Consider the following 25,888-nt stretch of genomic DNA (forward strand, 5'->3'; position numbering starts at 1 on the left):
GGCGGCGAATGGGGCGGGCGTCAGATGGCGTCGTCGCCCTCCACCGGAACGGTCGGCGTCGGTCCCGTCCGCGGCGGCACGTCGCCGACCTCGACGTAGAGCTCGTTGCGGTCGGCCGGATAGACGGTGTTGGTCAGCCGGATGGGCTTCTTGTCGCGGCCGTAGGCGATCCGGTCGTGCACGATCACGGTGCTGCCGCTGTCGGGGAGGTTGAAGAAGGACGCTTCGTGGGCGTTGGGCACCCGGGCGGTGATCTTGTCCCGGTAGCCCGCCTGCTCGACCCCGAGCTCCTCCTGGAGGTACTTGACCACGCCCTCGCGGATGTCCTCGGCGTCGATCAGGCGGTCCGCGCCCTGAGTCACGTAGGCCATCGGATACCAGGAGGTCTGCAACGACCACGGGCGGCCGTCGATGCGACGTTCCTGGTGGCGGATCACCACGCGCTGCCCCGCCTCGATCCCCAGCGCCTGGGCCACGCTGCCGGCGGCCTTCTTGATCTCCACCCGGGGGTCGCTGACATTGGCCTCGCGGCCCTGCAGCCGGGCCTCGAACCGGTAGGCCTCGCTCTCACTGGTCTGTCCCGCCGTGCCCACGGAGGCCAGGGTGAGCGCGAACGGCTCAACCGCCCTGAGCACGAAGGTGCCGCGTCCCGGTGAGGTATGCACCAACCCACGTCCGATGAGCAGCTTGACCGCATCCCGGATGGTGTTGCGCGAGGCGTCGAACTCGTCCATGAGCTGGACCTCGGTCGGCAGCTGGGTGCCCTCTGGATAGGCGCCGTTGTCGATCCGGCGGATCAGCTCCTCGGCGATCTGCCGGAAGCGGGGTGCGGCCATCGTGGTCTCCTCTCCACCTGACAGCTATGAGCTACGTACCCAGGTTCTGCCTGCTACCCATCAGATCTATCCAAACGGATACATGGATCAAACACTTCCAATCGTGTTTAAGAGTCCATAAGTGGGTAAGTACCGTCTCGGTTGAAAGGTTGGTATGAATCCAATGGTCACACTGGATGTCATCAGACTAGCAGGTGAGATCAGTGGGAGCATGCCAGTTGCCACACTTGCCGAACGTCTGGACCGCATGGACGGGATCGGCGCTGAGGACAACGCCCTGACCTGCGGGTCGGGGCCACGATTCCCTTTCCGGGGAGGAGCCCGCGGCAGAGGAGCCATCCATGATCCTGATCATCTTCTTCGCATCCGTACTCGCCGTCTTCCTGGTGTGCGTGGCCTGTCTGATCGGCTTCGCCCTCGTCAGCCGGCGCGACTCGCTGACCATCCCCACCGCGGACAAAGCCGGCGCGCGTCGCGCCCGTCGTGCGGCGGGCGTGTACATCCTGAGGCGCGAGCCGCTGGAGCAGGCCGAACGGGCCATGCCGGCGGCGCTGCCCGGGAAGTGACGGCCGTAGCGGTATGAGAACCGGGCGCCACCAGATCGCCGGCCCTCGGCCGGCCGTGCGGCCGGGCTGGACGGCTGGGAGCCGCCCGGGTGCACCTGGAAGAAAATCTTCACCCGAGCTCTTCGGCCCGCTCATCGTCCGCCCGGTCCGGCGAGGCGCCGGAATCGGCGGTGCGACCACAATGGCAACACCAGTCACGCCTATCCCGAGTAGGAGGAGGTGAGGCGGCTCCGTCCTGCTCAGATGCAATGAGAATGCGTCATATGACACATTCAAAATGGACGAACAATCTCTTTTCTGGCACGATGGGGCTCGGTGCCTGCAGAGAGGAGTTTTCGCTGTGCGCGACAGGACCGAGCTGAAGACCCACCCGGTCGCCTGGGTGAACCTCACCGAGCACTACATCGCCTCGCTGATGGATGCGCTCGCCGGACACGGGGTGCGCATTTCGGCGGCCTGGCTGGACCCGATCGATCCCAGAGACGCCACCATCGTCCTGCAACGGCCGGGTGGGCAGACCGAGGCTGTGGTGTGGGACGAGGAGACCGGCCTGCGGGCGGGGCGTTTCGTCACGGGCCGCCAGGGTGAGCGCACCGAGTTGGCCGGGGCCGCCTACCTGGGCGGCGGCCTGCTGCCCGAGCCGCAGGACGCGGCGCGGCGATTCCTGCTCGGTGCCCGCGAGCCCAGAGTCGTCCACCGGCTGCACACCGATGTGCGCGACGGTTTCGACGACCATCTCCGGGACCGCCACTAGCGAGCATCACCCGCGGAGGCGCGGGACAACGACGTCCCCGCACCGCGGGCTCAGGCACCACCGCACCTCCCACAGGCCACCGACCTGACGATCCCGGCAAGGCGACCGTCGACCACCGAACCCGATCCCGGAACCCTGACCTCAGCCGTCCGCGGATCCCGGCCGTCCGCCCGTGACTATGCTCTGCCCGCCGTCTCCCCGGCCCTGCCACCACGGCGAATTGAACGCGCCCCACTTCTGTTGCGAGCCGGGGCAAGGCATTCCGTACTGTCGACGATCCCTGGATTCCGCCCGACTTTGCTCCGCCGGTGTCGGCGAGCGTGAGGTCTCTTCGATGGGCGTTCCGTACTATCGACGCTCCTGGATTCCGCCCGACTCTGCTCCATCGGGGGCAAGGCCGACATCCGGTGGGAGCGTCGGTGACCGGAGCCAAGCGGCACAGGTTCACCTGGACGAACTTTTCCAGTGGCAGGTCGGCTCCACCGTCGGCCGGACACGCTCCCCACCGGCGTCGGCGAGCGCGCGGTTTCCACGAGTCGAAGGGGATGGACAATTCTGCCGTCCCTGCCGTCCCTGCTGGCCACTTCGTGTGAAGGCGGGCGTGGTGGCCCTCTTCACCGCGGTAGCGGGAGGGGTGGCCGCTGTACGCCATGCATGGGCGCCGGCTTGAGTCAGGTGGCGGCGGTCTCACCACCGCAGTGCGGAGTCCCCGCCGGATGGCGCGGTGAGATCGCCGTGGGCTGAGCCGATCTTGCTTTGGAGGGATTCCGGTTGGTTGGGAAGCCCTGGTGCTGGGCCTGCTGGCGGCGGGGTGGTCGCCCGGTGGAAGTGCCGGGCCTCTGATGGGGCGTACCGGACTGGTGGTCCGGTACGCCCCGGTCAGGTGAGGGGTGTCAGGGGCGCCTCTTCCAGAAGGAGCGGCGGCCCTGGGGCGCGGGCCGGCCGGTGCCGGTGGTGAGGGCGGTCAGTTCGCGGACGGTGAGCGACCACAGCTCGTCCAGGCGGGACTGCTGGGACGGGTCGTCGGTGACCTCCAGGGCTTCGGCCAAGGCGGTCAGCCGGTCGGCCGGCAGGCCCTCGCGCCGGACGGCCTCGGTGAGGCCGAGCAGCCTGGTGCGCAGGTCGGACAGGTGCCGCCAGCGCTCGGGGCCGGGAGCGGCGGCCAGGGCCTCCAGCCGGTCGAGCTCCTGCTGCAGCAGGGTACGGACGGTGGGGAGGCCGGGGGAGGCGGCGCCGCCGACCGGCTCGGGCGCACTGGGTGCGGCGGGCACAGCGGGCGCGGCGGGCGCGGCGGGTGCGGCGCCCGGTCGCGACCTCGCGCCACGGCGCTGGCGTGGCGAGGGCATCGCACTGTCCAGGGACTCCGCGGCCAGCGTTCCGGTGGGCAGCGGACCGGCGGGGGTGGGCATTCCATAGCCGCCGGTGGCGGTGGGCGGGGCGGCTCCGGGGGGCGGCGATGCCGCCATGGGCATGCTCATGGGCGCGACGGGCGCGGGCATCTGCCAGCCGGAGGGCTGCTCGATCGGCTGGACGACCTGGTGAGCGGGGCCGCCTTCGGCGACGACGCGGCTGTCCACCGCGACGAAGGCGGTGAAGCGGCACAGCACGTTGAAGCGCAGGGAGGTGTCCACGATCTGCCGCTCCAGGTTCGGCAGGCCGTTGACGGCGTACTGGTCCTCCAGGTCGCGCAGGTGGGCGCGGGCCCAGATGGCGGTGGCGGCACCGGTCTGGTCGGCGACCGACGCGGTGGCCTCGTGCCGCCAGGGTGTGCCGTCGGACGAGATGGCGCGGACGGAGACGGAGCAGCCGTCGTCCGCGCGGCGGTAGCGGCCCGCCACCACCAGGGGGACACCGGGGAAGAGGGCGCCCAGCCGGTGCGGGGCGAGCGTGCCGGGCTCGACCTCCACACCGGACCAGTCGAGGGACAGTCCGGTCAGCAGCGGGGCGTTGATGCGGTGATGGATGTGCTCCATCGCCTCGTCCAGCCGGTCCTCCGACTCCACCAGTTCGAAGCGGCCCTGGCCGACCAGGGCGAGCCGGCCCAGGAAACCGCTGTTCACCGCCCGGTCGATGCCGACCGTGTGAACCCGCAGCCCGGCCAGGGACGGCTGGACGCGGGCGAGGATGTGATCCTCGTTGCCGACCTGCCCGTCGGTGATCAGGACCAGCACCCGGTCCCGGCCCGCGGCGTCGTCGCCGTTCAGCAACGCGGTGCCCTGCTGGAGCGGGGCCAGCATCTCGGTGCCGCCGCGGGCCTGCAAACCCGCCAGGTGCTCCACGGCGCGGAACCGGTTGCGATCGGAGGCGGGGCTGAGCCCGGAGCCCAGGCTCGGCGGCCAGGCGACCTCGTGGTCGAACGACAGCACCGCGAACCGGTCCCGGTCGGTGAGGGTGTCCACGATCCGGGCCGCCGCCCGGCGGGCCGCCACCATCTTCCAGCCGCCCATGCTGCCCGAGCGGTCCAGCAGCAGGACGACATCCCGCGGCCGGGACGCCCCCCGGCCGGACGGGGGCAGCACGGTGAGGGCGAACGTCCCGGACCCGCCCTCCTTGTCGGGGGTCAGCGTCAGTGCGGCCGCGGTCGTCTCCGGCCGCGGGTAGGCCAGGCGCAGGATGAAGTCGCGGTCGAGTCGTTCGCCGGGGTGCAGCCGCACGGTCGTGTGCCCGGAGTCGTCGCCGTCCCGGGCGACCACGTGCAGGCTGGAGCGGATCTCGCCGAGGGGAAGACCGCCGGGGTCGATGTCCACGGTCAGTGACAACCGCACCGGGTTGGGGAAGCCGGGCAGTAGGACCGGCGGGCTGATGCGGGAGGCGTCGGGCACGGCGTCGGTGTCGGCGGCGGTCCCGTCCCCCGCCTGCTCGCCGGGCAGCGGCTCGCCGGGGATGTACCGGGGCGCCACGACCAGGGGGAAGCGGAACGTGGCGGCGTCGTCCTCGTACGGCAGCGGCTGGTCGAGCGTCATCCGGATGGTGACCCGCTCACCGGGCAGGATGTTGCCGACCCGCATGGTGAAGACGTCGGGCCGGTCCTCCTCTGCGATCGCGGCGCGCTGTCCGGCGGCGACCGCCGCGTCGTAGTCCGCGCGGGCCTGCCCGCGCTCCTTGAGCGTCCCCTCCACGACCCGGTCGGCGGCCTCCATCCGCATCCGGGTGACGGCGGCGCGGTCCGGCAGCGGGAAGACGTAGGTCGCCTCCAGGGGGACGTCGAACGGGTTGCGGAAGCCCTGGCTCACCTCGATGCGCGCCACCAGGCCGGTGACGGCGGCATGGACGTCGACGGCGTCGAGCGGGAGGTTGCCCCGTTCGGTGGTCAGCGCGCCCAGGCCCGCGTCGGGGATCGGCGGCGCCTCACCGGGCAGTGGTGCGATGCGTACGTTCATGGCTGCCTCCCATTGAGGTCGGTGGGTGAGGCGGGGTCGTCGATCAGGCGGGGATCGGAGAAGAGGCCGCGCCGCCGGAGCTCGGCCAGCAGCGGCTCGGCCGCCCTGCCGATGGCCTCCAGATCCGCCTGGGTGAGCGCGGCCGATTCGAGCAGCAGCGTCACTCCGGGAGCGAGCCGGACACCGGACACCGGAACCGGCCGCACCGCCGGAAGGCCGCCCTGGTGCGCCGGTGGTGCTGCACCGCTCTCGCCGGTGGAGGGGACCTGCGCCCAGAACCGGCCACGCGCACCGGACGCCCCATGCTCCTCCTGCGGCCCGGGACCCTCGTCGAGAACGTTCGACCAGCTGACGTCCGGCACCGGGGAGCCCTGTGCGGAGGTGTCCGGCCGTGGGGCGGGAGCCTCCGACCAGCTGACGTCGGGCGTGGCGGAGCCTTGCGGGGGCGTGTCCGTTCGCGGTGTGCGGGAGGTCTGGAGGAGGGGGTCCGACCGGTCGGCGTCCGGTGCGGGGACGCGCTGCGCAGGTGCGGCTGGTCGAGGGGCGCGGGCGTCGCGAGCGTCCCGCGGGGGAGCGTCCGGCCGGCCGGCCGGGGGGCTTGGAGGCGTGGGCCGCGGTCGGGCGGGCAGTCCGGCGATCTCGCGGAGGATGGTGTCGGTGGCGCCGAGCAGCTCGGTCTGGATCTGGGCGATGGTGCGGCCGGCCGCCTGGCGTCGTTTGACGGCGACCAGTTGCAGCAGATGGCGCTCGCCGTACAGGGCGGTGCGGCCACGCCGGCCGGACGGCGGGTCCACCAGCCCGATCGTGGTGTACCAGCGGATCAGGCGTTCGTTGGGCAGGTCGCGGACCCGGCCGTTCACCCGTACCGGCTCGTCTCCGAGCGCGGCGGCGGCCGCCGCGGCCAGCTCGGTGATCGTCCAGTGCGGTTCCATGAGACGATGGTGACACTGTCATAGTGACAGTGTCAATGTTCGGAACGGCCGGAACAGGTGGAGATCACGCTGACCGGCCGGAATCCTTGAACGATCAGCGGTGCGGACAGCACGCTGACCTGGAGCGGACGGAGGGGGCTGAGCAGTGCCGGGTCGCAGGGCGGGAGGCGGCGCCTCGCAGGCCGGGGCCTCGGCCCGGGCGCGCTACCGCATGCTGGCGGGCGAGTACCGGCGGCAGCGGATCGCCGTCCGCCTGGTGCTGACGGCCGCCGTGGCGGTGATCGTCCTGGGTCTGGCGGGGTGGCGGGCGAGCGTGACGGCGGCCGCGCTGGCGTTCGTCGCGCACCTGGCGCACACGCGGTACCGGCCCGGCCCCGTCACCGGCTGGCGGCGCGGCGCGCTGGCCGAGCGCCGGACCGGGCGGCGGCTGGCCCGTCTCGGCCGCGGTTACCGCGTGCTGCACGACCGGGCGCTGCCGGGCACCCCCGCGACGAACCTGGACCATCTCGTCATCGGGCCCACCGGGGTGCACGCCATCGTCAGCCGGCGGTGGCGGCCGGGCACCAGGCTGTGGGCCGACCGCCGCCGGATGTGGGCGGGCCGGCGGCCGGTGACGACCCTGCCCGTCGCGGCGGTGCGGATCGCCCGCACGGTCGGCGAACTGCTCGGCGCGGAACTCGGCCAGGAGGTGCCGGTGTCCGCGATCGTGGCGGTGCACGGGGCCCGCCTGCCGGACGAGGGACTGGAGCACCGGGGCGCGATCTTCCAGCAGGCGGCCCGGCTGCCGGGCTTCGTCGAGGAATGCCCGGTGGTCCTCACCGGCGCCCAGGTCGCGGCCATCGCCGCGGCCGCCGAGCGGGTGCTGCCGCCGATGCTGAACGCCGTCGCGCAGGGCGCCCGCGGCCTGCGCGGGTGACGCCGGTGAACGATCCGGAAAAGCCCGGAAAAGCGAGATGTTCCGGGTCGTCAGGGTGGCGGACAAAAGGAGTCTTTCCGGCACACGGGAATGCACTCGGCGTTCGGGACATTTTTCGAAGGCGTTGGACGATGGTCTCGAATCGCCTATCCTGATTCATTCGAATGGCGCGTGAAAGGCGATTGGAGCCTTTACCTTCGAATGCATGGATGACCACACCCTGGTCAAAGCCCTGGGTTCGCGGGAGCCGGGGGCGCCCGCCGCGCTCTGTGACGCCTACGCCCCCCGCCTGTACGACTACTGCTGGTTCCGGCTCCACGACCATGACGCCGCCGAGGCGGCGCTGCGCGAGACGTTCGCCGCGGCCAGGACGCGCATCGGCGGGTTGCGGGACGCCGGCCGCCTGGGCCCCTGGCTGTACGCGACGGCCCGGCTGGAATGCGACCGCCGGGAGACCGGGGACGGGATGCCCCCCGTCCCCCCGGTCGCCGCCCACGACCAGGCCGACGTGGACCAGCGGATCCTGGCCTGGCGCGCGGTCCGGGGCATGCCCCCGCTGAGCCGGGAGGTCCTCGACCTGTGGGTGCGCCACCGGCTGCCGGTGCCCGACCTCGGCGCCGTCCTCGACCTGCCGGTACGGGACGCGCGGCGCGTCCTCGCCCGTGCCAACGCCGACCTGCAGGAGGCGGTCACCGCCGAACTGCTGGCCGAGGAGGGCCCGTACGACTGCCCTGGCCGGGCCGCGATCCTGCGGGAACGCCAGGGCGAACTGACCGCCCCGATGCGGCGGCTGCTGGTGTGGCACGCCCAGGAGTGCACGACCTGCGGCCCCTTCCGGCGGCGCGCCGTCTCGCCGGTCAAGGTCTACGGACTGCTACCCGAGGCGGAGCCCCCGGCCTCGCTGCACGCCCGGATGCTGGTCTCCTTCGAGGACCCGAAGGACCCCAAGGACCTGAAGGACCCGAAGCAGGCCCGCCGGGCCGTGGGCCTCGACGTCCGGCACCCGCTCCCCGAGCGGCAAGGCCCGGACGAGGCGGCGGCCGACGACGGCGCCGACCGGACGGGCAGGCGGGTGGCCCTGATCACCGCGGCGGGCGCCTGCCTGGTGTTGCTGGCGGCCACGCTGAGCTCGGTCCTGCACGGTGACGACCGGGCCGTCGGCGGCCAGGCCGTCCCCGCCGCGCCGCCGCAGCCCCTCGCCGTACCGGACCACAAGCTCCCCGGAAAGTGGGCCGTCGACTCGTTGCCGGCGTCTCCCACCTGGCCGCTGGGTGCCAGGCGTTCGTCCGCGCCGCCCACCGCCCGGCCCACGCCACCGGCGGAACGCGGCCATAAGCCCGGCACGCCCGAGCGCCCCGACCGGCCGGAGGGCGGCTCCGGTGCGCTGGCGGTCTCGCCTCGTTATCTGGATCTGGGCGGCAGGTTGTACGGCGCGGTCGAACTGCTGGCCGAGGGCGGGCCGGTGGACTGGCAGGCCCACACCTCGGGCCGGGTCCGGCTGGGCCGCACGTCGGGGCGGCTGTACGCCGGGCGGCCGGTCCTGCTCTGGCTGACGGTGACCCGCCGGCCGGGCTCCAGCGGCCAGGGCGCGATCACCTTCCAGCCCAGCGGGATCCAGGTGGTCGTCACCTGGCGTCCGGGACCGGCCGGCGAGCCCCGTCCGGTTCCCGTTCCCCCGGGGCCGTCCGCACCGGGCCGTCCCCCCGAGAGGGCACCCAGCCTCCCGCCGGGCCGCCCTGACCGGGACCCGGACGCGCCCTACTCCGAGCCGTACTCCGCGCCACCGGAGCCGCCGACGCAGCAGCCGCCGCCCGATCCGGCGCCATCGGATCCGCCGGAGCCCGGTCCCTCGGAACCCCCGCCGAGTTCCGGCCCCGACCCCGAAGCTGAACCGCCCCAGACCTGATCTGGGGCCAGAGCTGACACGACCCGCGCCCGGCTTGGCGGAAAACGGGACCGACCATGATCGTCGGGTGGGTGGTTACCGCTGGGTTTACAGGGACTGAAGTTCCTAATGTGACCAGTGGTGACATCTCCCGTCGCGAATGGTGCGCGCCGGGCTGTTGAGGGGTTGGGACATGGGTCGGTCCGTATGCGCCCTCCGCCGGGGGCCGGCGTCGGGGGACGCCGTGGTGGAGAGCAGAGACGGGCGCCGCGTCGTGCGGTCGGCCGGGGCGATGCTCGTGGTGGCCGCGCTCGGCGTGTCGTCAGGGGCCTTCGGCCTGGCGGGGCGGGCGACCGGCGAGCCGGTGCCCAGCGCCGGCGAGGTGGCGCGCGGTAAGCAGCAGGTACGGGACCGGGCCGTCGAGGTCGGGCGGCTCAAGGCGCAGCTGGCCACTGCGGACGGCGAACTGGAGGAGCTGGCGATCCGCGCCGAGACGGCCGTGGAGCGCTACAACGGCGAGCTGGTCATGCTGGACCGGGCCCGCCAGGAGCAGCAGGCCGCCGAGGACAGGCTCGCAGAGGCCGAACGGCGCTACGAGACCATCCGTACCGAGCTGGCCGGATTCGCGGCCACCGCCTACCGGACCGAGGGCGGGACGGGTTCCTGGGCGGGCATGATCACCGGCCGGGGCGGGCCACAGAACGCCATGGACCGGGCCGGACTGGTCGAGATGATGGAACGCCACCGTACCGGCGCCCTCCAGAAGACCCGGGCCGCCCGCGACGTCGCCGACGTGTTCCGGGGACGGGCCACCGCCGCGTTCCGCGGGCAGCAGGATGCCCTGCAGCGGGCGGAGGCGGCCAAGCGCGCCGCCGAGGAGGCCGTCGACCGGCAGCACGCGTCCATGACCCGCCTCAACGAGGACAAGGAGCGCGCCGAACGGCTGCTCAGCGCCGCCGAGGCGCAGGCACGGCGGTTGGAGGGCAAGCGCCGGGAGGCTCTGGAGACCAGACTCCGCGGGTCGTCGGTGACCAAGCTCTCCCGCCGGCGGTCACTGGGAGCGGGCCGCGGAACGTCCGCGCTGCTCCAGGGCTCCAGCCGGGCGGCCGTGGTGGTGCAGTCCGCTTTGCGATGGCTCGGCACGCCCTACTCGTGGGGCGGCGGCAACGCCAACGGCCCCAGCTACGGAATCGGCCGCGGCAGGGGCACCAAGGGGTTCGACTGCTCCGGCCTCGCACTCCACGCATGGGCCAAGGTGGGGGTCAGGCTGGACCATTGGACGGGCACCCAGTGGACCTCCGGCCCGCACATCCCGCTCAACATGCTGCGCCCGGGGGATCTGGTCTTCTTCGCGCGTGATACGCGCAACCCCGACACCATCCATCACGTGGGCATCTACGTCGGCCGGGGCCAGATGGTGGAGGCGCCCTACACCGGCGCCCGGGTCCGTATCTCGTCGATCTGGCGCCGTGGCCTCATCGGCGCCACCCGTCCCGCCGCCTGACGGTCGCGCCGCCCGGCGGACGGGCACCGGGGCGCGCTATCGGGCGCGCCCCGGAAGGCCGCGTACATCCGGGGAGGGGACTGCCGGCCTACTCGGCCGGCTCGGCGTGCCCGTGGTCGTGGTCGTGGTCGTGGACCAGCTCGGCGGCGCGCTTGCGGGACCGCTCGATCTCGGCCTCGGCCTCGACACGGCCCACCCAGCTGGCGCCCTCCACGGACTTGCCGGGCTCCAGGTCCTTGTAGACCTCGAAGAAGTGCTGTATCTCCAGCCGGTCGAACTCCGGCACGTGGTGGATGTCGCGGATGTGCTCCATCCGGGGGTCGGTCAACGGCACGCACAGCACCTTGTCGTCGCCGCCCGCCTCGTCGGTCATCCGGAACATGCCCACCGCCCGGCAGCGGATCAGGCATCCGGGGAACGTCGGCTCCTGCAGCAGCACCAGGGCGTCCAGCGGGTCACCGTCCTCCCCGAGGGTGTCCTCGATGAACCCGTAGTCGGCCGGATACTGGGTCGAGGTGAACAGCATCCGGTCCAGCCTGATCCGGCCGGTTTTGTGGTCCACCTCGTACTTGTTCCGCTGCCCCTTCGGGATCTCGATGGTGACGTCGAAATCCAAGATGTCCTCCGCTCCCCGCGTGGTCGCAGCCGCAGTGATTAGTGTCAGGGGGTGAGCGGGGGCCGCCGTGCTCCCGCTCATAGGTGTTCCCTTATACAAGGATGTCGCACGTCCCCGCGTACCGGGGTGGCCAGAGCAGGGGAGATCGGGTGCCCAGGCGCGAGCGGATCGTTGCCGTGATCACATTGTGCCTCCTGCAGGTCTGCACCGCGGGAGCCGGGGTGGCGGTGATCGACCTCACACCGCGCCACCGCGTGGCGCCCCGGCCCCCGGCGGTGGCGGCCCGGACGCCCGTACAGGTCACCGCGCCGATGCCCGGCACGGATCCGGATGCGCCGGTGCCCTCCGCGGCCGTTCTCACCGAACGGCTGGCGGCGCTGGCGGACGGGCCGGGGCCAAAGATCGGCGCGGTGGTGATCGACGCCGAGACCGGGCGGACGCTGTTCGACCGGGACGCCCGGCGCCCGGCGACCCCGGCGTCCACCACCAAACTGGTCACCTCGGTGGCGGCGTTGTCCGCGCTCGGCCCCGACCACCGGATCACCACCAGGGTCGTACGGGGCGGCACCGAAGAAGCCGTCGTGCTGGTCGGTGGCGGTGACCCGACGCTGACCGCCCGGACCCCGGCGTACGGCGCCTACCCGCAGTACGCCTCGCTGGACGACCTGGCCCGCCAGACGGCGGACGCGCTCAAGAAGGCCGGCGTGGCCCGGATCCGCGTCGACTACGACACCTCGCTGTACGAGGGCGGGAGCACCGCCGAGGGGTGGAAGCCCAACTACCTTCCCGACGGCGAGGTAGCACCGATGAGCGCGCTCACCGTGGACGAGGGCCGTACCAGGCTGGGCGAGCAGACCCGGGTCTCCGATCCGGCGGCCTCCGCCGCCAGGACGTTCGCCCGGATGCTGGACCGCCACGGCGTACCGGCGAAGGCGGGACGGCGCACCGTCGCGGAGCGGGCCGCCCCCACGCTGGGCGCGGTGCAGTCACCGCCGGTGTCCGCGCTGGTCGAGCATCTGATGACGGTCAGCGACAACGACGTGGCCGAGGCCCTGCTCCGCCAGGTCGCCGTCAAACGGAACAGGCCCGCCTCGTTCGAGGGCGGATCGCAGGCCGTCATGGCGGAACTGGCGCGGCTGGGGGTCGCCGAGGGCGTGCGCGTCAACGACGGCAGCGGGCTGTCCACCCGCAACCGGATCACCCCGCTGGCGCTGGCCCGCATCGCCTCCCTGGCCGCCTCCGGCGCGCACCCCGAACTGCGCGCGGCGATCACCGGGATGCCGGTGGCCGGTTTCACCGGCACGCTGTCGGCCCCCCGCTACACCGGCCCCGGGACGGCGGCGGGCGCCGGGGTCGTACGGGCCAAGACCGGCACCCTGTCGGGGGTGAGCACGCTGGCGGGGCTCGTCCAGGACGCCGACGGGCGGCTGCTGGCGTTCGCGTTCATGCTGGGGGACGGCGAGGGCCCGGTGGACCGCGGCCGCCTCGACCTGCTGGCCGCGGCCGTCGCCGCCTGCGGCTGCCGGACCGGACCCTGACCGTGACGTCGCAGGGGGGCTGGGCACCGGTTTGTGGACGGCCCCCCGCCGTGGGTTCGGGACGAGCCGATCCGGGGTGTGGACCTGGACATATGGGGAGATAACCAAAGCGGCTGTTCGTTGAACACCCTGCAAGGGCGCTGCAGCGCCGGGTCGGAAACTACGGTGGTGCACATGAGCGCCCAGATGATCGACTGGAATGTCGCCGTCCAGACGGGCACCCGGCTGGTGCGGCCGGGGCCGCAGATCAGCCAGGAGGAGGCCTACGAGGTCGTCGATGAGCTGCGCCGGCTCGCCCGGCTCGCCGAGGGACACGTGCGGGACTTCACCGGCATCGAGGCCGTCGGCACCGAGGCGACCCAGGCCACCATCGTGGACCGGCCGGGCTGGATCCGGGCCAACGTCGACGGCTTCCGGGTCGTCCTGGAGCCGCTGATGGACCGGCTGGCCGAGCGCCGGGGCGGCCTCGGCGGCGGACCGGGTGGCGCGGTCATCCAGGCCGTGGGCTCCCGGGTGACCGGCGTGCAGATGGGCGCGCTGCTGGCCTACATGGCCAGCCGGGTCCTCGGCCAGTACGAGCTGTTCCTGCCGCCGGACCCGTCCGGCAACGCGCCCACCGGCCGGCTCACCCTGGTCGCCCCCAACATCGTCCACGTCGAGCAGGAGCTCGGCGTCGACACCCGTGACTTCCGGCTGTGGGTCTGCCTGCACGAGGAGACCCACCGCGCCCAGTTCACCGGGGTGCCCTGGCTGCGCTCCTACGTGCAGGACCAGATGACGGAGTTCCTGCTGGCCTCCGACGTGGACCCGGCGGCCATGATGGAGCGGCTCCGGCAGACTGCCGAGGCCGTCGTGGATGCCATCCGGGGCGGCGACGAGGACCCCGACAACCCGCGCCCCGGGCTGATCGACGCCATCCAGACCCCGCAGCAGCGGGAGATCCTCGACCGGCTCACCGCTGTCATGACGCTGGTGGAGGGGCACGGCGACTACGTGATGGACGCGGTCGGCCCCGAGGTCGTCCCGTCGGTCAAGGAGATCCGCGCCCGCTTCCAGGGCCGCCGCGACGGGGGCTCCCGGCTGGACAAGGCGATCCGCCGGCTGCTGGGCATCGACCTGAAGATGCGGCAGTACGCCGAGGGCTCCCGCTTCGTCCGCCGGACGGTCGCCGAGGTCGGCATGGAGGGCTTCAACAAGGTGTGGACCTCCCCGGAGACCCTGCCCACCCACGCCGAGATCAAGGAGCCGACCGCCTGGATCGCCCGGGTCGTCGGCACCCGGTCGCTGCAGGCCGCCCCGCCCCCGGAGGCCGGTCAAGGCTGAGCCCCGGCGAGCGCGCCCGCCCGGCGTACTCTTGCGCCCGTACCGGGAGGTGGGGTGCATGGGGCCTGATCCGGCCGTCGCCACCGTGCGGGTGGCCGTACGGCGGGCGCTGAACGACCTGCCCGCCGGCGCGCGGGTGCTCGTGGCGTGCAGCGGGGGCGCCGATTCGCTCGCGCTGGCCGCGGCCGTGGCCTTCGAGGCGCCCCGCGCCGGCCGCGAGGCGGGCGGCGTCACCGTCGACCACGGGCTGCAGGAGGGCTCCGCCCGGGTCGCCGACGCCGTCGTACGGACGATGCGTGACCTCGGCCTCGACCCCGCCGGGTCGGTGGCGGTGACCGTGGGCGCGCACGGCGGGCCGGAGAACGCCGCCCGCCACGCCCGCTACACCGCCCTGGACGAGGCCGCCGGACGGCTCGGCGCGGTGGTGTTTCTGGGCCACACCCTCGACGACCAGGCCGAGACCGTGCTGCTCGGCCTGGCCCGCGGTTCGGGAGCACGGTCGCTGGCGGGGATGCCTCCGGACTTCCGGCGGGGTGAGATTCGTTACGTACGGCCGATCCTCGCACTGGACCGGGCCACCACCCGCAGGGCGTGCCTGGCCATGGACCTGGAGCCCTGGGACGACCCGCACAACGAGGACCCGGCGTACACGCGCGTCCGGCTGCGGCACGAGGCGCTGCCCGCGCTGGAGAAGGCCCTCGGCCCCGGTGTGGCCGCGGCTCTGGCGCGCACGGCCCGGCTGCTGCGCGACGACGCGGAGGCGCTGGACGCCCTCGCCGCCCGCGCCTACGCCGATGTCCTCGACGGCGAGGGGGGCGGGCTGGACGTTGCGGCGCTGGAGGCGCTGCCACGGGCGGTGCGGACTCGGGTGCTGCGCAGGGCGGCGATCGAGGCGGGTGGCCCTGCGGGTACGCTCGCGGCCGTCCACGTTGACGAACTGGATCGGCTGGTGACGGCCTGGCGCGGGCAACACCACGTTGACCTGCCCGGGGGCGTACGCGCTTTGCGGCGATATGGAAAGCTGCTGTTTCGCCGGCGTGGGACCGCCGCCGACGGGCGGCGACAGTGACCGAGTTTCGAGGTGCGGTAGAGCAGTGGACGACAAGGACCTGGGCGCTGACCTGGCCAACGTGCTGATCCCGGAGGACCGGCTACAGGCCAAGATCCGGGAGTTGGCGGGCCGGATCGACACCGACTACGACGGCCGGGACCTGCTGCTGGTCGGGGTGCTCAAGGGCGCGGTCATGGTGATGGCCGACCTGGCCCGGGCGCTGCACGCGCCGGTCAGCATGGACTGGATGGCGGTGTCCTCCTACGGCTCGGGCACCCGCTCGTCCGGGGTGGTGCGGATCCTTAAGGACCTGGACGCCGACATCAGCGACCGGCACGTGCTGATCGTCGAGGACATCATCGACTCCGGGCTGACGCTGTCGTGGCTGGTCAGCAATCTGCAGTCGCGCAACCCCGCGTCGCTGGAGATCTGCGCCCTGCTGCGCAAGCCCGAGGCGGCGCAGACCGAGATCGACGTGCGCTACGTGGGGTTCGACATTCCCAACGAGTTCGTGGTCGGCTACGGGCTGGACTACGCCGAGAAGTATCGGAACCTGCCGTTCGTCGGCACCCTCGCCCCGCATGTCTACGGAGGCCGGGAGTAGGGCCGGGCGGAGAAGGGGCAGGTCCGGGGCTGGTCGGCGGCCGACAGGACACAAGGGAACATAGGGACCAAGCGGTACGTTGCAAGACTGGACGGTAGGTATACCGGCGGAGCCAGAGGAGCGCGCAGGCTGCGACTCCGACGGATACCGGTGTACCGTCGGTGTCTCCGGGCATGTGCTCGGGGCCGCCGCATTGAGGGAGACCGCCTCATCGGGTGATCCGTCCGATGGGGTCTTGCAGACGCTGGTCAGGAGGGACGGAACCTCGCGAAGGGGTTGCCGGTTAAATGGACGTGAAGCGCTACTTCCGCGGGCCGCTGCTGTGGATCCTGCTGTTCGGTCTCTTGGTCGCCGTCGTCATGTGGGGCGTCAACCCGGGCAACCAGTACGAGGCCTCCGACACCTCGAAGGTCATCTCGGCGATCAACAGCAACCAGGTCAAGTCCGCCAAGATCGTCGACAAGGATCAGCGGATCGAGGTGACCCTCAAGGACGGCAAGCAGCTCAAGGCCTCCTGGGTCAGTGGTCAGGGGCTGGAACTGCAGAAGCTGCTGCAGTCCAAGGCCGACGCCAACCAGCTGCCGGGCGGCTACAACGTCGACGTCCCCAAGCAGAGCCTCTTCCTGAACCTGATCTTCAGCCTGCTGCCGATCATCGTGGTCGTGCTGATCTTCCTGTTCATCATGAACCAGATGCAGGGCGGCGGCTCGCGGGTGATGAACTTCGGCAAGTCCAAGGCCAAGCTGATCACCAAGGACACTCCCAAGACCACCTTCGCCGACGTGGCCGGCGCCGACGAGGCGCTGGAGGAGCTTGAGGAGATCAAGGACTTCCTGCAGAACCCGGCCAAGTTCCAGGCCATCGGCGCCAAGATCCCCAAGGGCGTGCTGCTGTTCGGCCCGCCCGGCACCGGCAAGACCCTGCTGGCCCGCGCGGTCGCCGGGGAGGCCGGGGTGCCGTTCTACTCGATCTCCGGCTCGGACTTCGTGGAGATGTTCGTCGGCGTCGGCGCCTCCCGGGTGCGCGACCTGTTCGAGCAGGCCAAGGCCAACGCCCCGTCCATCATCTTCATCGACGAGATCGACGCGGTCGGCCGGCACCGCGGCGCGGGCCTGGGCGGCGGCCACGACGAGCGCGAGCAGACCCTCAACCAGTTGCTGGTCGAGATGGACGGCTTCGACGTCAAGGGCGGTGTCATCCTGATCGCCGCCACCAACCGGCCCGACATCCTGGACCCGGCGCTGCTGCGTCCCGGCCGGTTCGACCGGCAGGTCACCGTGGACCGCCCGGACCTGGAGGGCCGCAAGGGCATCCTGCGGGTGCACGGCCGCGGCAAGCCGTTCGCCCCGGACGTCGACCTGGACGTGATCGCCCGCCGCACCCCCGGGTTCACCGGCGCCGACCTGGCCAACGTGATCAACGAGGCGGCGCTGCTGACCGCCCGGTTCGACCGCAAGCTGATCGACATGGAGACCCTGGAAGAGTCCATCGACCGGGTGATGGCCGGGCCGGAGCGCAAGACCCGGGTCATGTCGGAGTCGGAGAAGAAGATCATCGCCTATCACGAGGGCGGGCACGCACTGGTGGCGCACGCGCTGCCGAACGCCGACCCCGTGCACAAGGTGACGATCCTGCCGCGCGGCCGGGCCCTGGGGTACACCATGACCCTGCCGATGGAGGACAAGTTCCTCACCACCCGCTCGGAGATGACCGACCAGCTGGCCATGCTGCTGGGCGGCCGGACCGCCGAGGAACTGGTCTTCCACGAGCCGACCACCGGCGCGGCCAACGACATCGAGAAGGCCACCGCCATCGCCCGCAACATGGTCACCGAGTACGGCATGAGCGAGCGGCTGGGCGCCCGCAAGTTCGGCACCGGCCAGGGCGAGGTCTTCCTGGGCCGGGACGTCGGCCATGAGCGCGACTACTCCGAGGACATCGCCTCGGCCATCGACGACGAGGTCCGCCGGCTCATCGAGTCGGCCCACGACGTGGCCTGGGAGATCCTGGTCGAGTACCGCGACGTGCTGGACGACCTGGTGCTGCAGCTGATGGAGAAGGAGACCCTCTCCAAGGAGCAGGTGCTGCAGATCTTCGCGCCGATCCGCAAGCGGCCCAAGCAGAACTCCTACACCGGCTACGGCAAGCGGCTGCCGTCGGAGCGCCCGCCCGTCCTGACGCCCAAGGAGCTCGCCCTGATGGGTCCCAAGGACGTCCAGGACCTGCCCGGCGGCGCCGACCTGGCCAAGGGCAACGGCCAGAGCAGCGGTGCCGAGCAGCCGGCCGACCCCGCGCCCGGTGAGAGCAGCTGACCTTGGCACTTCCCTATGACGAGGACGGGGCCCCGCTGAGGGCGGAACTCCCGGACTTCGACCACGCACGGCTGGAGCGGGCGGTCCGCGAGATCCTGATCGCGATCGGGGAGGACCCCGACCGCGACGGGCTCCGCGAGACCCCCGCCCGGGTCGCCCGCGCCTACGCCGAGCAGTTCGCCGGGCTGCGGCAGCACCCCGAGGACGTCCTCAACAAGGTGTTCGAGGCCGACCACGACGAGATGGTCCTGGTCAAGGACATCGAGGTGTACAGCTCCTGCGAGCACCACCTGGTGCCGTTCCACGGGGTGGCGCACGTCGGGTACACGCCCAACAAGAAGGGCCAGATCACCGGGCTGTCCAAGCTGGCTCGGCTGGTGGACGTGTACGCGCGCCGCCCCCAGGTGCAGGAGCGGCTGACCAGCCAGGTGGCCGACGCCCTGATGGAGATCCTGGAGCCGCGCGGCGTGATCGTGGTGATCGAGGCCGAGCACCTGTGCATGACCATGCGCGGGGTCCGCAAGCCCGGCGCCAAGACCGTCACCTCGGCGGTCCGCGGTGACTTCCGCGACCATCCCGAGACCCGCGCCGAGGCGATGTCGCTGATCCTCGGCGGTTCCTGACCCGCGTTCGGCGGGAAACGTCCCCGGTCACGAGGCCATCGCGCCGTCCGGATCGCGGGGATGGCGGGCGGTTCGCCGGGCGGCTGCGGCGGACAACCTTGATCAGGACATAGGCTGACTTCATGACCAGTGCTGTTCCCGGGCTGCCCGCGCCAGGGCGATGTCTCGTGATGGGCGTGGTGAACGTGACCCCGGACTCGTTCTCCGACGGCGGGGCCTGGTTCGATCCCGACAAGGCGATCGGGCACGGGCACGACCTGGTGCACGAGGGCGCCGACCTGATCGACGTCGGCGGCGAGTCCACCCGCCCGGGGGCGCAGCGGGTGTCGCTGGCCGAGGAGCTGCGCCGGGTGGTCCCGGTGATCGAGGCGCTGGCCGCCGACGGGATCCCGGTGAGCGTGGACACGATGCGCGCCGAGGTGGCCGAGGCCGCCATCGGGGCCGGGGCCCGGCTGGTCAACGACGTCAGCGGCGGGCTGGCCGATCCGGACATGGCGCGGATGCTGGCCGGCGCCGGGATCCCGTACGTGGTCATGCACTGGCGCGGGCACAGCAGGGACATGGACCACCGGGCCGAGTACGCCGATGTCGTCGCGGAGGTTCGCGCCGAGCTGCACGAGCGGGTGGACGCGGTGGTCGCCCAGGGCGTCGACCCCTCGATGATCGTGCTGGACCCCGGGCTGGGCTTCGCCAAGAAGGCGCACCACAACTGGACCTTGCTGGCCCGGCTCGGCGAGTTGTCCGGCGACCTGCCGGTGCTGGTCGGGGCGTCCCGCAAACGGTTCCTCGGCAGGCTGCTGACCGAGCCGGACGGGCATCCCCGCCCGTTCACCGACTGCGACGACGCCACGGTGGCCGTCACCGCGCTGTCGGCGGCGGCCGGCGCCTGGTGCGTGCGGGTCCACCGGGTGCGTCCCAACGCCGACGCCGTGCGCGTCGCCGCCGCGGTGCGTGCCGCGGGACGGGGGTGAGGGCGTGAAGCAAGCCGATCTGGCCAAGGTCGAAGAGGCCAACGCCGAGTTCTACGCCGCGTTCGAGAACGGGGACCTGGACCGCATGTCGGCGGTGTGGGCCGACGGCCCGCACGCCCCGAACGTGGGCTGCGTGCATCCGGGCTGGCCGCTGCTGCGGGGCCGGGAGGAGGTGCTGCGGTCCTGGGCGCTGATCATGGCCAACACCCCCTACATCCAGTTCGTGCTGACCGACCTGCACACCGTGGTGTACGGCGACCAGGCCCTGGTGACCTGCTCGGAGAACATCATCACCGTAGACGACAGCGCCGACGCCCCCGGCGGGCTGGCCGGTGGGAGCATCGTTGCCACCAACCTGTTCCTGCGGGTGGAGGGGCGATGGCGGCTGCTGCACCACCACGGGTCACCGGTGCTGAACCAGGCGGAGGACGACGAGGAGTGAGCGAGTGATCCCCGGCGGGCCGGATCTGATCGAACTGACCGGGCTGCGGGCCCGGGGACGGCATGGCTGCCTGCCCGCCGAGCGGGAGCTGGGGCAGGAGTTCGTCGTCGACGTGGCGCTGGGCCTGGACACCCGGCCCGCGGCGGCGGGCGACGACCTGTCGCGTACCGTCGACTACGGATCCCTGGCCGACCGGCTGGTGGCCGTCGTCGAGGGGGAGCCGGTCAACCTGATCGAGACGCTGGCCGAGCGGCTGGCCGAGGTCTGCCTGCAGGACCCGACGGTGCAGCAGGTCCACGTCACGGTGCACAAGCCGGGCGCCCCGGTGCGGCAGGTGTTCACCGACGTGGCCGTGAAGATCTACAGGAGCCGATCATGACTTCGCCCGACCGGACCCCCACCGGTAGCCATATGCTCGTCCAGCACCGCACCGTGCTGTCGCTCGGCAGCAATCTGGGCGACCGGCTGAGCAACCTGCAGGAGGGGATCGACGCGCTGTTCGACGCGCCCGGGCTGAGGTTCGTGGCGATGTCGCCGGTGTACGAGACCGCCCCGTACGGCGGGCCGGAAGGCCAGATCCCCCCGCAGGACGACTATCTGAACGTGGTGGTGGTGGCCGACACCAGGCTGGCGCCGGAGACCCTGCTGGACCGGGTGCTCAGCATCGAGAACTCGCTGGGCCGGGTCCGCGAGACGCGGTGGGGGCCGCGCACCCTGGACATCGACATCGTGGTGTTCAGCAACGTCACCTCCGAGGACCCCCGGCTGACGCTGCCGCATCCGCGGGCGCACGAGCGGGCGTTCGTGCTGGTTCCGTGGGCGGACGTCGAGCCCGACGTGCTGCTGCCCGGACACGGCAGGGTGGCCGACCTGGCGGCGGCGGCGCTGCGCGCCGGCGGCCCGGACGTGGTGCGGCGCAGGGACGACCTGACCCTCCAAGAGCCCGCGTGAGGCCCACCCGCCCGGCGCTGCTGGCGGCCCTGGTGGTCGGGCTCGGCCTGGTCACCTGGGCGCTGTTGCAGGCGCTGTACGAGTCGCTGCCCAAGCTGCCCTGGACGATGGTGCCGACGCTGCTGCTGCTCGGTCTGGGCGAGGGGTTCACCGCCTACAACCTGTGGCGGCGGATCCGCCGGCGGCCCGGCACCCGGCCGGTGGAGCCGCTGATGGTGGCCCGGATGGCGGTGCTGGCCAAGGCCAGCGCCCATGCCGGCGCGGTGATCGCCGGGGTCTTCGCCGGGTTCGCGCTGTACCTGTCGTCGCAGATGGAGAAGGTCGTGCCGCGGCAGGACTTCTTCGTCAGCGTCGGTACGGCCCTGGCGGCGCTGGCACTGGTCGGCACGGCCGTCTGGCTGGAGTACGCCTGCCGCGTCCCCAAGGGGCCCGACGACCGCGACCCGGGCGCCTCCCGCGCCTGACCGGCTCTGGACGGCCCTGAACGGCTCTGGACGGCATCTCCCGGCCATGAGGTGACCGCCGTCCCATGCCGGTGGGACACCCCTCCCGGCAGGCTGGGTCCGTGAAGGCGGCGGAGGTACGAGGCATGGACGGGCAGGTATGGAAGTCGGCGGCCCACGGCGGGCCGGACGCTCCTGGGACGCTCGTCGATCTGGCGGCGCTCGGTGATCCGGAGGCGTTCGCCGGTTTGCTGCGGGCGCCCGCGGCGACGCGGGGCGAACTGCTGGACGACGCGCTCGACAAGGACATGCGACCGCTGGTGGCGCAGGCGCTGCATGTCTGCGACAGCGGTTCCACCGAGGAGATCCTGCTGGCACTGAAAGTGCTGGACGCGGTGGCGATCGCCGAGGAGTGCCCCGAACTGCTGCCGGACACGGTGCGCGTACTGACCGGGCTGTGCCGGCCCGACCAGGACGTCGAGGTGCTCGCCGCCGCGCTGCCGCTGTACGGGGCCCATGTTCCGGGGCCGTCGGCGGCCCAGGTCCTGCTGGCGATGAGCGGCCATCCGGACTCACGGGTGCGGGCGGGCGCCGTGGACGGCATCGAGTACTTCACCGACGAAGGCACATTCCCCCCAGCCACGATGGACCTGGCGGAACGGCTGGCCCGAATGCTGGCCGAGGACCCCGACGCCCAGGTGCGGCTGGCCGTGGCCGAGGCGTTCGGCATGATGGAGAACTGGGCGGGCTTTCAGGTGGGCTGGGTCCACCACATGGTGGCGGCGCTGGCCCGGGCGGTGGGCGTCGACCAGGACCCGGCGGTGCGCAGGGCGGCGGCGAAGAACCTGGCCCAGACGTGGCAGGCGGCCAGGCCCGAGGCCGCCGAGGCGCTGCGCCCGTACATCGGGGACGGCGACCCGTACGTGGCGGCGTGGGCGCTGGCCCGGCTGGCGTGCCTCGGCGATCCCGCCGCGCTGGACCGGCTGTGGACGGTCCTGGCCGCCCCGGACGTTCACCGGGAGTACCTGTCGGCGGCCACGGAGCTGTTCGTCTCCTACCGGGGCGACGCCTCGCGTCGGGACCGCCGGCGGCTGCGCGGAGAGCTCAAACGGCTGCGCAAGCAGGGCTGGGCCAACGCGCCGACGGACGAGCCGAACTGGTCGCCGCAGGCCCGCGACGACTACCTCAAGATCCTGATCAGCCGCCTGTCCCCATGGTGAACCCCCGGACAGATGGCGAGCGAGGACCCGAACGACGCATTGCCTCCCGGTGAGGCGGACGCGGCGGCGATGTTCGCCGAGCAGTTCCGGGCGCCCGCGGAGGAGCGGATGGGGCTGCGGGCCGGGCTGGGGTCCGAGGACTTTCAGGCCCTGGCCGCGTACTCGCTGCACGTCTGCGAAAGCGGCTCCAAGGAGGAGATCCGCTACGCGCTGGAACTGCTGGACCTCATACCGATCCCCGCCGACCGCACCGGCGTGCGGGAGCACGCGGTGCGCGTCCTGCCCGGGTTGTGCCGCCTCGACCAGGACACCGACATCCTCGCCGCGGCGCTGCCGATCTACGGCAGGTACATGCCGGATCCACCGGCCGTGCGGACCCTGCGGGCGATGGTCGGCCACCCCCTCCCGCAGGTACGGGCGGGGGCGGTGGAGGGCCTGGAGTACTTTGCCGACGAGGGAAGCAGCCCTTCTGCCACGCTGGAGCTGGTGGAGTGGCTGGTCCGGGCGCTCATCGAGGATCCCGACGCACAGGTGCGCCGAACGGCGGTCCGGGCGTTCATCGGGCTGGAAGGCTGGTGGGGCTATGAGCCGGGCAGGTTCCCCGAGCTGATCCCGCTGGTGGTGACGGCGCTGGGCCGGGCGGTGCGCGACGACCCGGACCAGCGGGTGCGAGGTGAGGCGGCAGAGCGCCTGGCCTGTCTCTCGGATCTGGAGGAGCGGCACTGGCCGTTGGTGGACGCGGCGCTCAGGCCCTACACCGAGGACGGCAACGTCCGCGTGGCGGGGCACTCCCTGGCCCGGCTGGCGAGTCTCGGCGACCCGGGCGCGCTGGAGCGGCTGTGGACGACACTGGCGGCTCCGGACGTCCACCGGCTGTACCTGAGCGCGGCCAAGAGGGCGCTGACCTCCTGCCCGCACCCGTCGGCCGAATCCCTGCGGAGGCTGCGGGAGGCCCTGCGGCGGCTGCGGGAGCTGGGCTGGCGGGACGACGCGTCGGGCGACGTGCCCCGCTTGTCGCCCGAGGAGCACGCGTACTACCTGGACCTGCTGCTCGACGGCCTGCCCGGCTGAGCCGTCACGCGTCACTTGTCGATGTCGCCGACCACGAAGAACATCGAGCCCAGGATGGCGATCATGTCGGCGACCAGGTTGCCGGGCAGCAGTTCGGTGAGCACCTGGACGTTGTTGTAGGACGCCGAGCGCAGCTTCATCCGCCACGGGGTCTTCTCGCCGCGCGAGACCAGGTAGTAGCCGTTGATGCCGAGCGGGTTCTCCGTCCAGGCGTAGGTGTGGCCCTCGGGGACCTTGAGCACCTTGGGCAGCCGCTGGTTGATCGGGCCCGGCGGCAGCTCGGCCAGCCGGTCCAGGCAGGCGTCGGCCAGGTCCAGCGAGGCGTGCACCTGGTCGAGCAGGCACTCGAAGCGGGCCAGGCAGTCGCCCTCGGTGCGGGTGACCACCCGTACGTCCAGCTCGGAGTAGGCCAGGTACGGCTCGTCGCGGCGCAGGTCGAAGTCCACCCCCGAGGCGCGGGCGATCGGCCCGGACACCCCGTACTGGCGGATCTGCTCGGGCGACAGCACCCCCACCCCCCGGGTGCGGGCCCGGAAGATCTCGTTGCCCATGATCAGGTCGGAGATCCGCCCCATCCGGCCGCGGACCTCGCCGACCGCCCGCCGGGCCCGGTCCGTCCAGCCGGCCGGCGGCTCCTCCTTCAGCCCGCCGACCCGGTTGAACATGTAGTGGATCCGGCCGCCGGAGATCTCCTCCATCACCCGCTGCAACTGCTCGCGCTCCTGGAACGAGTAGAAGATCGGGGTCATCGCCCCGACCTCCAGCGGATAGGAACCCAGGAACATCAGGTGGTTGAGCACCCGGTTCAGCTCGGCCAGCAGGGTGCGCAGCCACACGGCGCGCTCGGGCACCTCCATGCCGAGCATCCGCTCCACCGCCAGCACCACGCCCAGCTCGTTGGCGAACGCCGACAGCCAGTCGTGCCGGTTGGCCAGCACGATGAGCTGCCGGTAGTCGCGGACCTCGAACAGCTTCTCGGCGCCGCGGTGCATGTACCCCACGATGGGCTCGGCCCTGGAGATGCGCTCGCCGTCCAGCGTCAGCCGCAGCCGCAGCACGCCGTGCGTGGAGGGATGCTGCGGGCCGATGTTGAGGGTCATGTCCTCGGTGGCCAGTTCCTTGGCCCCGGCCCCGATCCCGACGGTGCGTACGGTCTCCTGGGTGCTCACTTTCACTATCGTGCCACCTCATTCCGTGGCGGAGGGTCGCGGGATTCACGGTGCTTCGGGTTGACTTGGGCGCACGATGAACGTGCCCCTCGGTCAGCCGCAACCCGGCCCCTCCCCGGCGGAGCAGGGCCATGGCCGCCCTTCAGGGCCGCCGCCCGCGCCGCCCGCGCCGTATGCCCAGCCGGGCACCCCGGCCGCCGGACCCCCGCAGCCCGGGTCCGGGCCGTCCGCGAACCCCTCCTACGGGCACTCTCCGGGGCCGGACGGCGGGGCGTTCGGGCCGCCGAGCGGGCTCGGCTGGAGCCGGGTGTCCCGTCGCCTGCCGTGGCACCGGCGGATCGTGATGGTCCTCGGCGCGGTGCCGGCCGCGCTCGTCGGGGCTCTGTGGGTGTCGCAGGGCGGCGGGACTCTGGGGGTGGTGCTCTGGCTGGTCCTGGTGGTGGCGTGCTGCGGGCTGGGCTGGATCGTCGCCGAACTGGCGTACCGGTCGCTGGGGTATGCCGAACGCCCCGACGATCTGGTGGTCACCAGCGGGGTGTTCGTTCGGCGGCTGGTGGTCGTCCCGTACGGGCGGATGCAGTTCGTCGACGTGACCGCCGGGCTGCTGGAGCGGTGGATGGGCGTCGCGACCGTACGGCTGCACACCGCCGCGGCCGCCACCGACGCCCGCATCCCCGGCCTGCCCGCGGACGAGGCCGCCCGGCTGCGCGACCGGCTCGCGCAGAAGGGCGAGGCGAGGAACGTGGGCCTGTGACGGCGAGCACCGCAACGGCGTTCACCC

At 72.3% G+C, this 25,888-nt stretch carries 24 protein-coding genes; 19 read left to right on the plus strand and 5 right to left on the minus strand.

All coding sequences use genetic code 11. The features are described 5' to 3' along the window. Positions 1-20 precede the first annotated feature (20 nt). Positions 21-836, minus strand: coding sequence for a GntR family transcriptional regulator (locus C4U03_RS11070; RefSeq protein ID WP_103937646.1), 816 nt, complete (start codon positions 834-836; stop codon positions 21-23). A gap of 341 nt (positions 837-1,177) precedes the next feature. On the opposite strand from C4U03_RS11070, the gene C4U03_RS11075 reads away from it, so the two are divergent. Continuing rightward, positions 1,178-1,402, plus strand: coding sequence for a hypothetical protein (locus C4U03_RS11075; RefSeq protein ID WP_103937647.1), 225 nt, complete (start codon positions 1,178-1,180; stop codon positions 1,400-1,402). A gap of 340 nt (positions 1,403-1,742) precedes the next feature. After that, positions 1,743-2,156 carry a DUF6292 family protein gene (locus C4U03_RS11080; RefSeq protein WP_103937648.1) on the plus strand — a complete coding sequence of 138 codons (414 nt, stop codon included), beginning with the start codon at positions 1,743-1,745 and terminating at the stop codon, positions 2,154-2,156. A gap of 893 nt (positions 2,157-3,049) precedes the next feature. Here C4U03_RS11080 and C4U03_RS11085 read toward each other — a convergent pair. Together C4U03_RS11085 and C4U03_RS41760 are read right to left on the minus strand one after the other, a co-directional pair. Continuing rightward, entirely contained in the window at positions 3,050-5,536 is a 2,487-nt protein-coding gene (locus C4U03_RS11085; RefSeq protein ID WP_103937649.1) for a VIT domain-containing protein, read from the minus strand. After that, positions 5,533-6,468, minus strand: coding sequence for a helix-turn-helix domain-containing protein (locus C4U03_RS41760; protein ID WP_235017769.1), 936 nt, complete (start codon positions 6,466-6,468; stop codon positions 5,533-5,535). Before C4U03_RS41760 ends, C4U03_RS11085 begins: the two co-directional genes overlap by 4 nt. A 145-nt stretch (positions 6,469-6,613) precedes the next feature. On the opposite strand from C4U03_RS41760, the gene C4U03_RS11100 reads away from it, so the two are divergent. From C4U03_RS11100 to C4U03_RS11110, 3 genes are all read left to right on the plus strand, one after another. Next, a complete protein-coding gene (locus C4U03_RS11100; RefSeq protein ID WP_103937650.1) occupies positions 6,614-7,384 on the plus strand; it encodes a nuclease-related domain-containing protein in 771 nt (256 codons plus the stop codon). A gap of 205 nt (positions 7,385-7,589) precedes the next feature. Beyond that, the gene (locus tag C4U03_RS11105) at positions 7,590-9,290 is read left to right on the plus strand and encodes an RNA polymerase sigma factor (protein ID WP_103937651.1); all 1,701 of its coding nucleotides are present in this window, start codon (positions 7,590-7,592) and stop codon (positions 9,288-9,290) included. A gap of 226 nt (positions 9,291-9,516) precedes the next feature. Then, a complete protein-coding gene (locus tag C4U03_RS11110) occupies positions 9,517-10,773 on the plus strand; it encodes an NlpC/P60 family protein (protein WP_235017770.1) in 1,257 nt (418 codons plus the stop codon). 88 nt (positions 10,774-10,861) lie between these two features. Here the strand turns inward: C4U03_RS11110 and C4U03_RS11115 are convergent, their stop codons facing one another. After that, complete coding sequence (locus C4U03_RS11115) at positions 10,862-11,389, minus strand: inorganic diphosphatase (RefSeq protein WP_103937652.1); 528 nt, start codon at positions 11,387-11,389, stop codon at positions 10,862-10,864. A 149-nt stretch (positions 11,390-11,538) separates the two neighbouring features. On the opposite strand from C4U03_RS11115, the gene dacB reads away from it, so the two are divergent. The 13 genes from dacB (at position 11,539) to C4U03_RS11180 (ending at position 23,938) form a co-directional block, all read left to right on the plus strand. Further along, entirely contained in the window at positions 11,539-12,927 is a 1,389-nt protein-coding gene (dacB, locus tag C4U03_RS11120) for a D-alanyl-D-alanine carboxypeptidase/D-alanyl-D-alanine endopeptidase (RefSeq protein WP_200827192.1), read from the plus strand. Positions 12,928-13,101: 174 nt separating this feature from the next. Further along, positions 13,102-14,250 carry a zinc-dependent metalloprotease gene (locus tag C4U03_RS11125; RefSeq protein ID WP_235017771.1) on the plus strand — a complete coding sequence of 383 codons (1,149 nt, stop codon included), beginning with the start codon at positions 13,102-13,104 and terminating at the stop codon, positions 14,248-14,250. Positions 14,251-14,308: 58 nt separating this feature from the next. After that, the gene (tilS, locus tag C4U03_RS11130) at positions 14,309-15,319 is read left to right on the plus strand and encodes a tRNA lysidine(34) synthetase TilS (RefSeq protein WP_103937655.1); all 1,011 of its coding nucleotides are present in this window, start codon (positions 14,309-14,311) and stop codon (positions 15,317-15,319) included. 25 nt (positions 15,320-15,344) lie between these two features. Beyond that, positions 15,345-15,905 (plus strand): hypoxanthine phosphoribosyltransferase, encoded by a 561-nt coding sequence (gene hpt / locus C4U03_RS11135; protein ID WP_103937656.1) that lies wholly within the window; start codon positions 15,345-15,347, stop codon positions 15,903-15,905. 287 nt (positions 15,906-16,192) lie between these two features. After that, entirely contained in the window at positions 16,193-18,217 is a 2,025-nt protein-coding gene (gene ftsH / locus C4U03_RS11140) for an ATP-dependent zinc metalloprotease FtsH (RefSeq protein WP_103937657.1), read from the plus strand. 2 nt (positions 18,218-18,219) lie between these two features. Next, the gene (gene folE / locus C4U03_RS11145; protein WP_407701423.1) at positions 18,220-18,840 is read left to right on the plus strand and encodes a GTP cyclohydrolase I FolE; all 621 of its coding nucleotides are present in this window, start codon (positions 18,220-18,222) and stop codon (positions 18,838-18,840) included. Between the two features lie 122 nt (positions 18,841-18,962). Next, positions 18,963-19,811, plus strand: coding sequence for a dihydropteroate synthase (gene folP / locus C4U03_RS11150; RefSeq protein ID WP_456119800.1), 849 nt, complete (start codon positions 18,963-18,965; stop codon positions 19,809-19,811). A 4-nt stretch (positions 19,812-19,815) separates the two neighbouring features. Further along, complete coding sequence (locus C4U03_RS11155) at positions 19,816-20,253, plus strand: nuclear transport factor 2 family protein (protein WP_103937978.1); 438 nt, start codon at positions 19,816-19,818, stop codon at positions 20,251-20,253. A gap of 4 nt (positions 20,254-20,257) precedes the next feature. Next, the gene (folB, locus tag C4U03_RS11160; protein WP_235017772.1) at positions 20,258-20,632 is read left to right on the plus strand and encodes a dihydroneopterin aldolase; all 375 of its coding nucleotides are present in this window, start codon (positions 20,258-20,260) and stop codon (positions 20,630-20,632) included. Further along, positions 20,629-21,204 carry a 2-amino-4-hydroxy-6-hydroxymethyldihydropteridine diphosphokinase gene (gene folK / locus C4U03_RS11165; RefSeq protein WP_103937659.1) on the plus strand — a complete coding sequence of 192 codons (576 nt, stop codon included), beginning with the start codon at positions 20,629-20,631 and terminating at the stop codon, positions 21,202-21,204. Before folB ends, folK begins: the two co-directional genes overlap by 4 nt. Next, a complete protein-coding gene (locus C4U03_RS11170) occupies positions 21,201-21,668 on the plus strand; it encodes a DUF3180 domain-containing protein (RefSeq protein ID WP_103937660.1) in 468 nt (155 codons plus the stop codon). The genes folK and C4U03_RS11170 overlap by 4 nt, the downstream gene beginning before the upstream one ends. 125 nt (positions 21,669-21,793) lie before the next feature. Then, positions 21,794-22,867, plus strand: a complete 1,074-nt coding sequence (locus C4U03_RS11175) for a HEAT repeat domain-containing protein (protein ID WP_160146966.1) — start codon at positions 21,794-21,796, stop codon at positions 22,865-22,867. 12 nt (positions 22,868-22,879) lie between these two features. After that, the gene (locus C4U03_RS11180; protein WP_103937662.1) at positions 22,880-23,938 is read left to right on the plus strand and encodes a HEAT repeat domain-containing protein; all 1,059 of its coding nucleotides are present in this window, start codon (positions 22,880-22,882) and stop codon (positions 23,936-23,938) included. Positions 23,939-23,949: 11 nt separating this feature from the next. On the opposite strand, the gene C4U03_RS11185 is transcribed toward C4U03_RS11180, so the two are convergent. Further along, a complete protein-coding gene (locus C4U03_RS11185) occupies positions 23,950-25,107 on the minus strand; it encodes an NADH-quinone oxidoreductase subunit D (RefSeq protein ID WP_103937663.1) in 1,158 nt (385 codons plus the stop codon). Positions 25,108-25,183: 76 nt separating this feature from the next. Between C4U03_RS11185 and C4U03_RS11190 the strand changes: the two genes are divergently transcribed. After that, positions 25,184-25,861 carry a PH domain-containing protein gene (locus C4U03_RS11190; RefSeq protein WP_103937664.1) on the plus strand — a complete coding sequence of 226 codons (678 nt, stop codon included), beginning with the start codon at positions 25,184-25,186 and terminating at the stop codon, positions 25,859-25,861. The last annotated feature ends 27 nt before the right edge of the window (positions 25,862-25,888 follow it).

The organism is Thermomonospora echinospora, assembly GCF_900108175.1.
Taxonomy (GTDB): domain Bacteria; phylum Actinomycetota; class Actinomycetes; order Streptosporangiales; family Streptosporangiaceae; genus Thermomonospora; species Thermomonospora echinospora.